Origin of the sequence: Bdellovibrio sp. GT3, from assembly GCF_037996765.1 — a bacterium.
Lineage (GTDB): Bacteria > Bdellovibrionota > Bdellovibrionia > Bdellovibrionales > Bdellovibrionaceae > Bdellovibrio.
On record NZ_JBBNAD010000006.1, the window covers coordinates 302,798 to 318,706 of the forward strand.

Annotated in this window: 10 protein-coding genes and 2 tRNA genes; 1 reads left to right on the forward strand and 11 read right to left on the reverse strand. The window is 46.7% G+C overall.

Annotated elements, in window-relative coordinates:
* Positions 1-21: 21 nt before the first annotated feature.
* The 6 genes from AAAA73_RS16795 to AAAA73_RS16820 form a co-directional block, all read right to left on the reverse strand.
* Complete coding sequence (locus AAAA73_RS16795) at positions 22-1,758, reverse strand: zinc-ribbon domain-containing protein (protein WP_340599654.1); 1,737 nt, start codon at positions 1,756-1,758, stop codon at positions 22-24.
* Between the two features lie 36 nt (positions 1,759-1,794).
* A complete protein-coding gene (locus AAAA73_RS16800) occupies positions 1,795-2,496 on the reverse strand; it encodes a DUF4145 domain-containing protein (protein ID WP_340599655.1) in 702 nt (233 codons plus the stop codon).
* Positions 2,497-2,702: 206 nt separating this feature from the next.
* A complete protein-coding gene (locus AAAA73_RS16805) occupies positions 2,703-3,488 on the reverse strand; it encodes a hypothetical protein (RefSeq protein ID WP_340599656.1) in 786 nt (261 codons plus the stop codon).
* Between the two features lie 127 nt (positions 3,489-3,615).
* Positions 3,616-3,691, reverse strand: a tRNA-Glu gene (locus AAAA73_RS16810).
* Between the two features lie 29 nt (positions 3,692-3,720).
* A tRNA-Lys gene (locus tag AAAA73_RS16815) sits at positions 3,721-3,796 on the reverse strand.
* A gap of 197 nt (positions 3,797-3,993) precedes the next feature.
* Positions 3,994-4,710 (reverse strand): alpha/beta fold hydrolase, encoded by a 717-nt coding sequence (locus AAAA73_RS16820; RefSeq protein ID WP_340599657.1) that lies wholly within the window; start codon positions 4,708-4,710, stop codon positions 3,994-3,996.
* 72 nt (positions 4,711-4,782) lie between these two features.
* Here AAAA73_RS16820 and AAAA73_RS16825 point away from each other — a divergent pair, with 72 nt between their 5' ends.
* On the forward strand, positions 4,783-5,283 hold the full coding sequence (locus tag AAAA73_RS16825) for a hypothetical protein (RefSeq protein WP_340599658.1): 501 nt from the start codon (positions 4,783-4,785) through the stop codon (positions 5,281-5,283).
* Positions 5,284-5,286: 3 nt separating this feature from the next.
* Here the strand turns inward: AAAA73_RS16825 and AAAA73_RS16830 are convergent, their stop codons facing one another.
* From AAAA73_RS16830 to AAAA73_RS16850, 5 genes are all read right to left on the reverse strand, one after another.
* A complete protein-coding gene (locus AAAA73_RS16830) occupies positions 5,287-10,875 on the reverse strand; it encodes a beta strand repeat-containing protein (protein WP_340599659.1) in 5,589 nt (1,862 codons plus the stop codon).
* 190 nt (positions 10,876-11,065) lie between these two features.
* Positions 11,066-12,610 (reverse strand): amidohydrolase family protein, encoded by a 1,545-nt coding sequence (locus AAAA73_RS16835; protein ID WP_340599660.1) that lies wholly within the window; start codon positions 12,608-12,610, stop codon positions 11,066-11,068.
* A gap of 22 nt (positions 12,611-12,632) precedes the next feature.
* Entirely contained in the window at positions 12,633-13,319 is a 687-nt protein-coding gene (locus AAAA73_RS16840) for a MarC family protein (RefSeq protein ID WP_340599661.1), read from the reverse strand.
* Between the two features lie 55 nt (positions 13,320-13,374).
* On the reverse strand, positions 13,375-15,411 hold the full coding sequence (locus AAAA73_RS16845) for a response regulator (RefSeq protein ID WP_340599662.1): 2,037 nt from the start codon (positions 15,409-15,411) through the stop codon (positions 13,375-13,377).
* 33 nt (positions 15,412-15,444) lie between these two features.
* Positions 15,445-15,870, reverse strand: coding sequence for a response regulator (locus AAAA73_RS16850; protein ID WP_340599663.1), 426 nt, complete (start codon positions 15,868-15,870; stop codon positions 15,445-15,447).
* Positions 15,871-15,909: the final 39 nt, after the last annotated feature.

Sequence of the window (15,909 nt, forward strand, 5' to 3'; positions counted from 1 at the left end):
AGAAGGACCAAGCACTATCGATCAAAATTTAAGCGCGCATTTTTGGCATTTCGTAAGTTTTGTAAAGTGATTTGGCGTCGCATAGAAATCCCAATTGCAATTGCTGTTTGGGCAAATCCACCAGACTTTTCTCCCCGCACCATACTGTATTTCAGCTGGAGAACAGTTGTTTTTTTTAATATCGAAAAATTTTGCGTGTCCGGGCTTCACTGCTGCAAGAGAGTTTTCTGGCGTAGCAATCTTATTTGAGCAGTACTTGCATGAAGAAGGAACCTTGTATTTGTTCTTAATTACTTGGAGTGTTTCATGGCCTTTACAGCATCTAAACCACGCTTTTTGATGAGAGTTCGGACTAATGGTAGCAGGATCAATGGAATTTCTATTAAATATCCATTGGCGTGCTAACTCAGGTGACAATCCCAACAATGAATTTTCAAGTACAATTTTTCTTCCTGTACAAATTTGGCACGAATGTTTCGCGTGAAATTTTGCGCCGACAGTCATTTGATGGTTATGACTTTTCTTTTTTGTTTTGCATTTCCACCAAACTTCAAACTGTGAATTGGGTAGCAAAATAAAAGGATTGATACCTTCGTTCAATTCAAAATGCCAAATATCCTTAAGATCCGGTTTCAACTCAAAGGCACTTGAGTTCTCTTTGCTATTAGGAACTCTGGTTGCTCCTACGATTTGATTATAATTGGGAGTCATTTTGAACTCAGGCTCAATAATTCTCTTATTGATTCTTTTCCGCTGCAATGAAGTCAAAATGCAATGCTTTTCCAAGTGTCTGAGCACCCGATGAAATAGCTGAATTGTCGGACGTGAAAACTCAATGCTATTAATGCGAGTTAAATCATAACGACTCAATTGCTTTAGGCCCGATTCTCGAATACGAACAACTTCATAGGCAAGATGTGATACTATGTAGTTATTCTTTCTTGTATCTCGAGCTTCTGAATCTTTATGCCAGCGAAGGCCATCCACTTCCAGCGCAATTTTTATCTCCGGAATTACAATATCAATTTTATACCGATCAAGTTTATAGCTTAAAATTGTCGATGGAAAAATATCTTTTAATTCGCAAAATAATCGCACCTCAAGGCGTGAAAATTGTTTTACGCATTTAGGACATCCCGCACCCAATGAACGTGATTTTAAGCACATTGAGTATTTGCCATGACCTACTTGGCAGTTGAAATGACAAATTTTATCGCTAAAAGGAGAGAGGTCATATGGATCAAGTAGGTTTTTTTCATAATCCCAAGTTTTCAATATATCTGGAAATTTTGTGCCGAAAGAGCGGTCGCGCGTTGCTCTTCTCCCTGAACAAAATGGGCACCCTGACGGAGATCTTCGATTCGTTCGCGACCCAATTGTGGCCATCCAAAAGTGATTCTTGTCAATTGAACAGCGCCACCATACGGCTTTGTCGCTTGATTTTGCTAACTTGAATGGATCCAACTTAGGATTGTTTCGATCATTTCTAAATTCTTTTAGGAGTCTTGGATTCAGGGCTGCAAATGAGTCGGACTTAAGAAATTGTCGCCCAGCACAAAAAGGACAACCTTGATTCCCTGAGGTTCTGTTTAAGATTTTTGTCTTCCATCGATGGGCTGGGTTCTTGCGACAGATCCACCAAGCTATTTGTTCTGATCCATAGGAAACACAACAAGGATCAAGTTTCTGATTACGGCCGTAGTCCCATTCACTATTTAAATTTTCGTCAAAAAGCGCAAGGGGAAATCCACCTTTCATCTTAAATATCCTTTGATCATTTAGGTCCCGAACGATTTATGATGTAACTGGCTTCTTCTCCGCATCCTTCTCGGTCGCTAAAGCAATCAACTTCTTTTTATTTTCTTCTCTATTCCATCTGGCTTTATACCAATCATCCACAAGATGCTCGATCAACTGCAACAAGAGCGCGGCTTCATCAGGATCGACATCAATGATTGTATTGATATCTTTCTCCATATGCGCGCCGATGTTGCCAATTTTTCTTACCGAATCAATCGCTTCCCACGTCAACGGATCTATCTGATTTTCAATGGCTTCGATTTCTTCAAAGAGAGTTCTCTTTCCTGAGACTTTCCAAAAGTCGCGGATCATACCTTGAAGGCAACGTCGCGCTAAGGTTGCGGATGCCTTAGGGCTCAATTCTCTAATTCGACATGCCTCATAGTAATCTTCCACGATTGGATCTGGCACATAGGGCGGCAAAACTTTCGCATCCGAATCTGGTCGCAATTGCCACGCCTGCAATTGCTTTCCAACTGTGATGCCTCCACCTATTGGTGAAGCATGATAATTGAATAAGCGGGCTGCAATCATCGGCTGCTTGCAATCAGGATTGGGACAAACGACTATAATGGTTTTCAAAAGAATCTTACCTAGCTTAGTGTCGTAGGCATATCTGTGTGAGTCCTCAGATCTATCTGATTCTCCGATTGTAGCAGCTCTTGAACAATGTGGGCAATTCCAGCTAAAACCCATGGTATTTCTATCCTTGGAAAATATTAGAATTCACTGTTAACAAAAGGAACTTTAGTGCGCAAGATTTAAGCGCTTTTAAATAAAAAATCCGGCTTTTTTGGAAAGGGAAAATTCTTTTTTGTTCTTATAGTGTTTCCAAGTCATTGAGATGTCCTGGTGTCCCAAAAATATTGAAATGTCTTCTAACTTAAAACCCTTTACGAGCATCAAATCGGTGAAGCCTTTTCGTTATAACACTCTATTTTTCCTTCAAAGATTCTTTTTAAAGTTTTATTGAGCGGCCTCTTAAAACTCATCGACTTAATTAACTTAGCAACCATTTTTTGCTCATCGAACGTAATTGGAATCGGCTTCCAGCATAATTCATCATCGAGCAAAGGTTTTTCCTGAAAGATCCATAAGACATCAACTTTATGGTCGTTATCGCGTTCAATTTTCCATGTTGATGAGTCTTTAAGGCGATCGATTTCTTTCGGCCTTAGGCCAAACCACAGACCTATAAACATCCAATTCCAATGAAACAATAGGTCTTCGTTTTCAAAAGTCGATTTTTTGTTTTTTAGATCATCCCACTTAATAGGATCTGCTGCCTTCTTCTTGCCAATAAGTTTTGAGCGTTTTCTATTAATAGACTTTAAAGTTGCTTGGGGAGTCGGAGGTAATGGCACAATGTAAGACGAAGTCTTCATTGCGTAGAAGTTCAGCCAAAGGTTCACCATCCAAGTCAACTTCTTGATATAGTCCTTACCCCACGCTTTGTCGCTATAGTATTTGTAGAATTTATCTTTCTTCGCACAGAAGTCTTTGGGATCTAAAGCTAAATGCGTAATCATCTCCTTTACAATTACCCACTGCTTTTCGACGTTATTTAATCTCTCGTCGTTGCCCTCGTATTTTGAACGCAGATCGCTTTCAAACTCATTCACGAGAATTTCGGGAAGATAAGCTGACTTTGATTCCTTTTCATCAGCAATGCGCTTTGCTGATGCCACAATTTTTTTGCTTTCGATTTTCTTTGCAAGTTGAGCTGTTTCGCACGAGCATCAGCTTCTTCGTTTTTTAATCGACCGAAAAATAAAAAACCCGATCTTTTGGATCGGGTTTTAATATTCAAAAATTTGGCGTTCCCAAGGGGATTTGAACCCCTGTATCCTCCGTGAAAGGGAGGTGTCCTAGGCCCCTAGACGATGGGAACGTACTAGGAAAAATCAAAAGAACAAAAAATGGTGGCTCGCGATGGATTCGAACCATCGACCCTTTCATTAAAAGTGAAATGCTCTACCAGCTGAGCTAGCGAACCACTTTGTCCGTTTGAGGAAGTGCTAATTTGTTCTAAGAGGGGGTCAAAGTCAATACGAAATCTTGCAGATTTTTAAATTTTTTATGAAGTTTTTTGAGGTGCGGCAAAGGTTTGCATAAGATCTCAGCAAACCCGCATGGAATGTAGCTAACCTCGCAATAACACGGCAAAAAAAGATGAAATTTTAGGCAAACTTTTCAAGCTTCTTGGTTGTTTACAAACTCATTTAGCGCTTTCGCCAACTCATTTGGTTTTTCCAGCGGCACATAGTGCCCACAATTCTCAAGAATCAACATTTTCGAGCGCGGCACATCCTCGTGCAAGCTCTGCAAAGCCGGCAATCGCACCACCTGATCGTCCTTGCCAGCCACAATCAGCACGGGAAAGGACAATTGGGCCACCTTGTCTGACAGATTTTGACGGTGCAAAGTCGCGTGCATCTGAGTGATGTACATTTCTGACGTATAGGACCGACTCATTTCCACTATTGTCTGCACTACGTGGGGATTTTGCGCCGATGAGGAATGAATAAAGCGCAGGGCTTCTTTTTCATTCATCCCTTTATATTGAACATTGGCCAGCATACCAGCAAGTTTCAACCGCGACGCCTGCTCACGCTCGCTTAAGGCCCCCACATTGACCGCCACCAAGGTCAACGAAACCACACGTTCTGGAAACTGAGTCGCAAATAACTGAGCGATATAACCGCCCATGGAAAAGCCCACGATATGAAATCTGGGAGAGTCCATTTTTTCAAGTTGCCCCACCATATCCTGCAGGGACTTACAGTGCTTAAAGTCAACAAGGTGAACCTCGCCTTCAAGATGCAAACTCTTTTGCACCTCGCCCCACAACCTTGGATCACAAAGGAATCCAGGCAACATCACTACGGGAAAATTTTGACTATTATTCACTGCAGCCTCCCCTCACGCATTTTAGTCAGAAACACTTTGACTGTACACTTTCAAAAGAGCAAAAAATCACTCATGCGCGCTATGAGCTTGTTCCCGGCTATATTGTCTTTCTTTTTGCTTTCACAAGCCGGGGCCGTCACGCGCATTGCTTTTCTTGAGACGGTCAATTCCCGCGGTGAACGTGTGGAGTACGAACCGGGCGCCAGGTTTTCTCACACAGCAATTCAGTTCGATGAACTTGGCGATCAATGGTTGAATGCTTATCCCGGTGAAGGCGTCGCCATTATTTCCGAAGAGCGCCTGAAACAACACGGCATGATCACCGAGATCATCGAGATTCCGCAGGAGCTTTTCCTTTCCCAGGTGAGTCCGTACCTGGGTTTGCCATTTGATTTTTGGTATTCATGGGATGGCGATGCCATCTACTGCACGGAACTGATCGGAAAACTATTGAATGTTCCAACTCATCCGATGATCTTCAATAAGAAGGTCTGGCCAAAAAACTATTGGGACTTGGATGGGACGCCGGGGCTTTCCCCCGACAGTCTGTACCGCTGGGCCTTGCAGCAATAACTGTTAATAGCCTCTGAAGAAAATCGGCACATTTTGCAAAAGCGCCACTGCATTCGAACAACCTGTATCAAGGGCGCCATAGCTTGCGCCCACATAATATGTTCCTGCCTGACCATAGCGTAGCGCTGTAAATGTATAGACGCGAGTGGAGCCCGAGCCTGTCAGACCACCGGCATAGACAGGAACCTGAGGCGCCTCCGATAAACAAGTGGCATCGGTATAAACTTTCACTGTGGGCGTATTATTGAAACCCACTTGATTTCCGTATTGATCTGTTGCTCGCACCACGGCTTGTGCATTTCTTAAATTGACTCCCGCAACACCGGTGTTGGCAGGATGAACCTGGAATGCCAGTTTCGCCGCTGGGCCCGCGGAAATATTAATCGTCAAATAACCCGAAGTCAGACCGCTGGCTTTTGCACAAATCCGCAAATTGCTTATGACAGTATCGTAGCTGAGCCCACTGACCGTCAAAACTCCCGACGCAGGTGAGAAGTCACCCTCGCCCGATAAATTTCCTGAGGCGGCGGTCGTACAACCAGTATTGGTAAAGTCACCAATAGTCACAGTACCCGCATAGCTTGGTGTCAGATTTCCGTAGAAGTCCTGAACTTCAATCACTGGATCGGGATTAAAAGTAACACCAGCCTGCACGGTTCCCGTCGGGCCGTCAGTGAATGCCAATTTATTCGGCGCACCCGGCGAAATAACAACGGCAGCGGAACATCCCGTAACTAAATTTCCATCCACAGATTGAGCCGCGCGCAGATATATTGTTCCAACTTTGGTGAAATTAGATCCCGTAAATGTTGTCACGCCGTCTGTGTTAAATCCCGTACCACTTAAAGTTCCGCCCGTAAAAGGCACTGTACATGCGGCATCTGCATAGGGGTTCACACCTGACACACCAGCAAAGATATCCACAATCCCATTGGCATCCTGTGCAGCGATAACCGGCTGGGTTGCGAAGTTCTGCCCCGCAGTCGCGGTGCTAGAGGGTTCCGTGGTAAAGACCAAGTGCGTGGCCAGCTCGCCTCCGACTAAAATCTGCGACGAGCAGGCGCTGGTCAATCCTGCGGAGGACGCTCCAATGTAGATCACGCCGTTTGAAGAGTAACTGACATCCTCGTAAAGAATGGCGCCATTCACGGCATTCATTGTTTGTGATAAAGTTCCGCCGGCCGCCGTTGTACAACTTGCATCCGTATAAGCAGCAAGAGTCACAGGCCCCGCGAAAGTTGCAACGATGTTATTACTTGCGTCCTGCGATACCAAAATTGGCTGAGCAGGAAGAACCGCATTTTTTCGAACTCTGTTGGTCGGCTGGCTGATAAATACAAGCTTGGTTCCCGCGGCGCCGGAAGTTGTGAACAAAACCACACCGTTGGTGGATATCGTCGCACCGGTATTACCATTGGTTCCACGACTGGCTGTCGCATTCGCTGTCGTATAAGTGTTGGCAGTGTTGTAGTAAACATAAACGTAGCCACCACCGCCACCGCCTGCGTTGGTTGAAGCACCACTACCACCATTGGCAGTAATAGCACCGGTTCCTGTTATTGTACCGGCAGTCACCCAAAGACTTCCCCCAGCTCCGCCGCCGCCAGCAGTGAGTGTGCCGGGCATTCCATTGACAGCCAAGGTGCCATTAACAGTGAATGTGCCGGGCACGATGAAAATAATCGCACCGCCGCCCAAACCACCGGCACCCGAACCACCATTACTACCGGCAAAACCCCACGTGTTTGCCTGCAACACATTTCCATATGCCGCACCACCGGTCGCTATCCCGCCGCCCACCGAGTTGGCGCCTCTGCCACCATTACCTCCACCGGCACCGGAGTTGAATGAATTCGTCGGCGCGCCAGCCCCTGCGGTTCCGACTATATGACCTTTACCATTTGCATTAATAGAAGACGACGCCGCGATATTAATAGAGCCCGCGGAAACTGTGTACCCGGAATTCAAGATGGAATTGCCACCCATCACAATAGTGCCAGATGAAGTTACATCAATATTCCCGGTCACCAGCAAATGACCATTTTGATTTAGTTGCGAACCGGATCCCGAAACCGCCACCGTACCTGGATAGATATCTCCATTGATGGTCATTTTGCATCCGTTATTGATAATAAGATTTCCGCCGTACATTCCGATTTCAGAACTGCTTACAGAAATCGCACCTGGAGTAACACACTCGATACCACCAGCACTGCCAGCAAACAAAACCGTCCCTACAGTCGCAACTGGAGTTCCACCAGTTCCCGCTGAGGCCGTTGCAGTTCCAGTGTAGTTGTTGGTTGTATACTTGACGTAAATACGTCCGCCACCACCGCCACCGGCAAAACCTCCGCCACTGTTTGCACCGTTGGCGGTTAAACTTCCAGCACCGTTAATTGTGCCAACGATGAGCCACAGTGATCCACCTGCACCCGCCCCATCATTTGTCGTGGAGCCAGCAGAACCATTGGTTGAAATATTACCACTCACCTGCAACGTTCCACTCACGGTCATCTTAAGAGCGCCACCGCCCCAGCCACCATATCCAGATAGATATCTTGCGCCACCAGATCCCATTTCAGATGGGTTCACTGCAGTGTCATAAGAAATACCATTTGAACCTGCGGCACGACCTCCGGTTCCCCCGTGACCACCACCGCCTTGAGAAACCGCGGCACTGGGCCCAAGACCATCGCGAAAACCCAGAGCATCCAATGATAAAGTCGCACCACTGGAAATAGTGACATTGTTAAAACTGTATTCACCGGAATCCAATGTGGAAGAAACCGGAATAAACAAATCGTTGGTGCTGCCATTCACGACAAGAATAGTTCCCAGTCCGCCACCACTAAGAAATCCCGTACCACCAGCAGCACTCAAAGAACCTGAATATGTATTCGTTGAAGCATAATTCAAGTAAACCCGGCCGCCACCACCGCCACCACCAGAGGTGGTACCGGCAGAATTGCCTCCGACTGCGGTGATCGTGCCTGCGCCAGAAAAACTTCCGGCAAACAAAGATATACTTCCACCCGAACCACCGCCATCATTACCTGTCGTTCCGTTGGTGCCTTTGGCAGTAATCGTACCGTTAATTACGAAGGCGCCCGTGGATATCACACGAATCGCGCCGCCACCGGCACCTGCCGTGCTGCCAAGATAATTTCCTCCGCCGGATCCGACAGTGACAGGATCCACAGCACGACCATAAGTGGTACCTGCCGCAGTCAAATCACTGTTGCGACCTCCAAGACCACCATGCCCGGCACCTGATTTCGAAGCACTATAGCCAGGTCCATTATTGAAAGCATATCCTGCGCCATCGGCGATGAACTTACTGGTTGCATCCAAGGTTATGTTTGCAGCTGAAAGATTGTAGCCGGTATATAAAACAGTCTCTGTGGTGAAGTTCACAACACCATAATTCGTGACATTCAAATCACCAGTGGCTGTGACATTGCCTTTTAAAATCAAAGTTGAAGGCACTGAAGAACTGACTCCGGTAACTGTCACATTAGCCGGACTGTAATTACCAGTGATGGTCAACGTACAACCGTTGGTGACAGAGACATCACCTGCAGGGGTTGGCATTTCACTGGCATCAATAGGAAGGCTGATCGCCGAGTTACAAGCCAATGCACCACTCGTACTGACAAACAATAAGGTTCCCAATTGTGCCGCTGGAGTACCCTGAGTACCCCCGTTGACTGTTGCAGATCCAGAGAAGCTGTTTGTGCCATACTTAATATAAATACGACCGCCACCGCCGCCGCCACCACTGCCATTCCCATTGCCGCCGTTTGCTGAAATAGTACCATTACCAGCCAAGACGTTCGCAATGATCCAAAGACTGCCCCCGGAACCGCCACCATCACCCGAAGTCCAAGCAGCAAAACCATTCGAAGACAAAGTTCCGTTCACGGTCAAGGTCCCAGTCAAAGTGAGCTTCAACGCTCCACCACCAAAGCCGCCCATTCCTGAAAAATAGGTAGCCCCTGCCGAGCCCAAGCTTACAGGATCCACCACAGTTCCGTAAATGTTACCGCCCGTCGCTCCCCCGCCTTTACCACCATAGCTTCCGCCGCCGGATCCTGATCCAGCACCTGATCCGCCAGTTTTATTTCCCATTCCATCAAGCATTAAGCTTGCGCCCGAATTAATCGTGACATTATTAAAACTGTAGTCACCGGAAGTAAAAGCAGAGTTAGTCAGCACATAAAGATTGTTGGCTCCCGAATCGATTAGCACCGCAGAGCCCACACCACCATTGCGAGTCGAAGTTCCTCCAGCAACGTTCATGGTTCCAGAAAAAGTGCTCGATGTGGAATAAGAGACACTGATACGTCCTCCGCCACCAGCTCCGGCACTGGGCGTGGTTCCACCCACTGCTGACAGTGCACCTGCTCCCGCCAACACAGAAGAACGCAAATAAATACTTCCACCCGAACCACCACCCGCGCCCGACATCCCGGTAGTGCCATTGGCCGAGACGTTCCCGTCGATTTGTAAAGTACCAGTGGCCGTCAAATTGACAGCACCACCACCAACACCAGCAATGTTACTGAAATAACTGCCACCACCTGATCCCAGGCTGACCGGAGCCAATACATCACCATAGGTGTTGGGTACAGCACCGGTGATTCGACCGCCAAATCCCCCATGCGTGCCACCATTCTGGCTGGCACCAACACCTGTTCCAGCATCCTGAGCGCTGCCCATGCCATTCACATTTAAGGTGACTCCGGATTGGATCGTAATATTGCGATAAGTAAAATTGGTTGCAGGAACACTGCAATTTGTAGGGAGGTAAAGATCGTTGTTAGTTGAATCAACAAGGAAAAATGAACCTGGCGTGCCTGCGGTTCCTGTACCAACAAGTGTTCCGCCAGCGGCACTATAGGTTCCTGTGAATGAATTCGCAGTCGCATAGGCGATATAGGCTCGGCCGCCACCACCGCCACCACTACCATTACCACCAGCAACACTGATTGAGCCTGCACCTGCCAATGTGCCGACGGTTGCATTGATGCTTCCGCCAGAGCCACCGCCTGCATTTGCCTGTCCGGCACTTCCAGTAGAAGACAACGACCCGCTGACGGTCAGTGTACCACTGACATTCAAGGTCATCGCACCTCCGCCGGTACCACCAATATTTGAGAAGTAGTTCATCGCTCCAGATCCTAAATCAACTGGATTTGTGGCACTGCCATATCCAGCTTTAGGAACATTCGCGGGAGTACCCCAACCACCATGTCCCCCATAAGTTCCACCGGAGTTACCGTAACCAGTTCCTGCTCCAGGGGCATACCCCGTTGCATTTGCATTCAAAGATCCTGTGATAGTGACCGTCGTTGCATTGATGGTGATCACGCCGGTATTACCACCGACAATACTGTCTGCGATCAGGGTGCCGGTCACAACCAATGTATCAAAATTATATGTACCGGCCTGAAGTGTGACGTTCGCGCCAGAAGCTACTGTGACAATGCCAGAGTATGTGCCTGGTGATTTACTGATCGTGCCTGACCAGGTCTCATCTGCATTTGCAATTGCCGACGTAATTAGAATGATGGTTAACAGCAGTACCTTCACGTTCAAAAACTCCCTCACAGTTTTATCGGCGTTAAACAGCTGTTAAATTAGCTAAATCAAGCGCTCCAAATTGAGCTTCCTGTTCACAATAGTAAACGTACGCCCATAAACAAACACCCGCTACTTGGCGGGTGTTTCATTGCTTCATTTTCAAATTTGTAATGGTAATTATATGATAAAAATCAGGAACTTAGTGAACCAAACCACTGTCTTCGGGTGCTGATCCTGATGCCATTTTTTCTGCAGCATTCTTCTTCAGCACTTCCAGCATTTCCTCCGAATAGAATTTCCCATCGCGAATGACGGCGTTAATCTTTTTCATATTTCCGACATCATCGGTAGGATCTGCATCCAGCAAAACCAGGTTTGCATTCTTGCCTACTTCCACAGTTCCCATCGTCGAACGTTTACCCAAAAACTCGGCACCGTTCAATGTGGTCATTTGCAAAACTTTTAGAGGAGAAACTCCGGCTTTTGCCAACTGTTCAAACTCTTCATGCAAAGACGCGCCTGGCACAACCCACACTCCGCCCAGGTCTGTCCCGGTCAGCATTTTCACACCCTGCTTATCAAACAGCTTTACCAACTTCATGTCCATTGCAGTCAACTGCCGCAAAGTTTCGCGTGCGACCGGTTTAACTGTTTTTGCAAACTTTGCGGAAACTTCAGTCCAAAAAGCACGTTGATCACGGGAAATGAACTTCAAATCAGCGTTGTTTGCGTACTGAGATTTATCGGCCAACATCATCGCCTGATTGCGCGCCAATGTCGGAACCTGCCAGGATTTTTGCAACACCAATGTTTCGGTCAATTTTTTACATTTGGATTCACTGTAAGTGTCAATGATGGTGCGAGTTTTCAAAAAGGCATTTTGATTCGCCATCAGGCGAACCAATAACGGATTTGCTTCTGCCAGTTTAATCGATTCTGTTGTGGCTGAGTTTTTAGTTTCACCAATTAAAGATTTACGAACGCTGTCCTCGTTGGTTGAGCAGCTGATCAGAATGGTATCCACCGGACCCAGGCTTTCCATGGAAAGCATGCCTTGCTTTGCGGCCTCTTCGGCATCAACGCCCACTGGAATATTTCCCGCGAAATAATCACCGACTTTTTTTGATTCTGTCAAAGCAGCAAAAAACACGGACGGAGCAACATCACCGACACTAACGAAATCAGCGCCCGCTTTACGGTCTCTTTCAACCAGTGCCACCGCTGCTTCTGCAGTTGGTGCGTTGGCTCGGTTCAACATCTCCCCTGCCAGCCCCAATAGCTCTGGTGAATCGTCAGGCATACGAAGCTTGTTTTCCTTGCGGTCCTTCAACTGCTCTTCAGTGCCGGACATTTGTCGATATCCAGTGATACCATATGCCAGCATCACCGCAGAAACTTCCTTGGCAAACGGGCGACCAAGAACATGGGCATGCATATCAAGATATCCTGGAACAACGTACTTACCGGTCGCATCGATAACTCGCTTGCTACCCTGCTCACCCACCGCATCTGCTGGAATAATTTTTGAGATCTTTCCGCCATCAATCATCAAAGCCATATTGGCCTGAAGCTGACCATTCACGGTGTTAACGATAGTCACACCTTTAACAATGATGCTTTCCTGGATTTTTTTACCTGAGGAAGTTGAAGTGGATTGAGAAGCGGTTCCGCCTCCCGCACATCCGACAAGTGTCGCAGTCAAAACAGAGCCTAGTAGAATCGTTTTCGTCGTTTGTTTTTTCATAACAAAAACGATAGCTCTAAAATCAGTGTTTGATAAGAATTTTTGCAACTCCTAAGACGCCATCCACCATAATTTGAATTCCCACGCAAAACGTCAAAAATCCACTTAGTTTATTAAATACCGACAGTGCCTGGGAGTTCAATTTATCAAGGATTGTTGGAGTCAGTGAGTAGCAAAGAAAGATAACCAGGGCCATTATCGCACAGGCCACCGACGTTGCCAGCAAATTGAACAGATAAATACCAGGATTGGAATGGTAACTGTTTGCACTCAGGGCCAACAAGACGGCGATAGTGCCGCCACCGGTCGTGGTCGGAAATGCCAATGGATAGAACAACATCGACTTAAGTGACTTCTCGCGGGATGAAACTTTTTGATCAACCACTTTTTCCTGATCTTCTGATGGATCAACGGCCGTCAAAATGGAAAAACCCATTCTGGCGATCAGGATTCCCCCGGCAATCTGCACGACGGGAATGGAAATTCCGAAAATTTTAAAGAAAAAACCACCGACCATCGTCACGACCAGACAGATACTCAAGCAATAAAGAGCAATAGCTCCAGCCGCCTGAATTCTTTTTGCGTGTGTTTGTCCCTTCAAAAATGGTCCGACAATCAGCGCCGTACCGAACGGATTCACCGGCGGGAACAAAGAAACGAAGCAGACGAAAACGTAGTGATAAAATGAAGATAGCGAAATGGATTCCATGAAGAAAAGCTACCCGAGATATACGCCTTAGGCAAGTTTATCACCGCCTTGGAAGTTAGTTTCCAACCATTGAAGAAGAGGGCCCCATTGGGGCAAGCTCCAGAATTTTTTCCTTTAACAACGGAAGATTCAACGGTTTGGGCATATGGGCCTGAAATCCCACTTCCATGGCTTTATCAACATCTTCCTTGGCCACATAAGCCGTCAAGGCTATGGCGCTGGTATTGGCACGCCCATGATGCTCTTCCCAGTCTCTGAGCTTCTTCATTAGCGAAAATCCATCCAAAACCGGCATCCCAATATCACAAATGATAACGTCGTACTGATCCTTCATAGCCAGCTCCAAACCTTGTCGTGGATCACTGGTCCCCTCAACCTCGGCCCCGGATTTTCGCAGCAAATGCTGCAACAAACTTAACGAATCCTCTGAGTCATCAATGGCCAACAAGTGCATGCCTTGTAAATTTCTATTAGAAACGGCCGCTGCCGGTTCCTCCTTCTTTTCAACCGGAGCGTCCTCGACGGCACGCAACTGTTGAATAGGCACGTGAATCGTGAACTTACTGCCTCTATTTTTACCGGCACTTTGAACTTCCACAGTACCGCCGTGAAGTTCAACAATATGACGAACAATTCCCAGCCCCAGCCCTAGTCCCATGTGCTCCCGCGTGATGGCGGAATCCTCCTGCCAGAAGCGGTTGAAAACATCTTTTTGATTCTCCATACTGATGCCGACGCCATTGTCCTCGATGATGAATTCAAATTGATCACCCACTTTGTTGGCGGAAATTCTTACTGCCCCCCCGACATCCGTGAACTTGACTGCATTGGAAAGCAAATTCCAGACAACCTGTTGCATCCGATCCCGGTCTCCCCACATCCGTCCCAAATTTGGCGAAATATTCATTTCGAGCTTCAGTTTTTTTGCCGCGGTGGCAAGACTTAACGATTCCACACAGGACTCAATCATGTCATCCAAAGCAAAAAAACTTAGATCCAATTTCATTTTGCCGGTGATAATCCGGGACATATCCAGGATCTCCCCAATCAAACGCGTTTCGATTTTCAAATTGGCATCAATGATCTGCAAGGCATTTTGATAATCTGGAGAATTGAAGTCAGATTCCTTCATAATCTCCATGTATCCAGTGATAATATTCAATGGAGTGCGTAGTTCATGAGACAAAGTCGCCAGGAACTCATCCTTCTTCTGATGAGCCTGCTTCAGACTTTCAATTTTTTGCTGAACAGTTCTTTCCAAATAAGCGTGTGTCGCCACCGACGATATGATATTAGCGATCGCCTTCATGAACTCGATTTCGTCATACTTGAAATTGCGATCACGATGATCATAGATCATCATGACAAGGGGTGGGACATCCACATCCTTGCTGACTATCACGATATTCACACCCGATTTCATCCCCGAGTTTCGCATTTGTTGCTTTTCAGCCCCCATCCCCAGGAACTCCAGATCGCCAAACAAAAATGGTACACCATTGCGAACCCGCTCAGCGAGGGATTTGAAGGCGTTTTCCACCGGCTCCACAAATTGAACGAAATCCACAAGCAAAGCATTTAGTAATATATCCCGACAGCGCAATTTCACTTTTTCCAGATTCACTTCATTAAGGGCGAATTGACTAAGCTCTGAGAGAAGGGCCGTCTGATGCAGTTGTTGTCTGATTTTAATTTCTGATTCTTTACTTTCAATAGACCGCAACAAGGTACGGGCCAGAACTTCCGGTGACAGCTGGGACTTATTCAAAAAGTCAGACGCCCCCTCCTGCACGGCCTTGATCGTACTTTCCCGGTCATCCAAGGTTGAAAGCACAATGATCGGTATATCACTGGCCACTTTACCAAGGCGAGGCAGAGTTTCATCGGACGAACTGTCCAACAGGTGCAAATCCAAAAGAATGGCGCTGAACTTCTCTTCACTTAGGCGCTGAATGGCCTTTGCAAGAAATGCCTCCCGGGTCACCGATATCTCGAAGGACTTTATATCACGCAAGTACCCACGAACAAGTTCCGCGTGTTCATCACTGCTTTCGATCAGTAGAATATTGATCTTTTTTAGTTCTGTTTCCACGGCTGATTCCACCTTTTTTGAAACTGACTGAATCTACTGAAAATTCCTAATTTCGCGAGTGACCGGCTCCTCCATTTTTCGCCGCATGGTCTCTGCCATAATTAATTGTGACACACGTAAATGCAGAAGTTGCGCATCAAATGGCTTTTCAATTATTTCGACACTTCCCAGACGAGCCGCCTCGGTCTGAAGTTCCAGAGAGGGGTTGCCCGTTTGCACGATTGCGACTGTATTCACATTTTTTTGACGAGCATGTGCAACCAAAGCAATACCAAAGCCGCCTTCAATATTTTGATCTGTGACAATAACGTCAGGCTTAAGATCCGTCAGGATGACGACGGCCTTATCGAAGTTCGTTGTAAATTCAACGGTTTGAAAAAGATCTTTCAATGAATCGGCAATCATTTCTCCAAGGTCTTGATCATCCTCGACCACCAGAAGATTCATTTTCTGAAGCATATGTTGCATCCTTGTAGAGGTATACCAATAAGACTGATC

Coding starts and splice junctions, on each gene's coding strand:
- AAAA73_RS16825 (WP_340599658.1), top strand. CDS start 4,783: ATGCGCGCTATGAGCTTGTTCCCGGCTATATTGTCTTTCTTTTTGCTT.
- AAAA73_RS16850 (WP_340599663.1), bottom strand. CDS start 15,870: ATGCTTCAGAAAATGAATCTTCTGGTGGTCGAGGATGATCAAGACCTT.
- AAAA73_RS16800 (WP_340599655.1), bottom strand. CDS start 2,496: ATGGGTTTTAGCTGGAATTGCCCACATTGTTCAAGAGCTGCTACAATC.
- AAAA73_RS16840 (WP_340599661.1), bottom strand. CDS start 13,319: ATGGAATCCATTTCGCTATCTTCATTTTATCACTACGTTTTCGTCTGC.
- AAAA73_RS16795 (WP_340599654.1), bottom strand. CDS start 1,758: ATGAAAGGTGGATTTCCCCTTGCGCTTTTTGACGAAAATTTAAATAGT.
- AAAA73_RS16835 (WP_340599660.1), bottom strand. CDS start 12,610: ATGAAAAAACAAACGACGAAAACGATTCTACTAGGCTCTGTTTTGACT.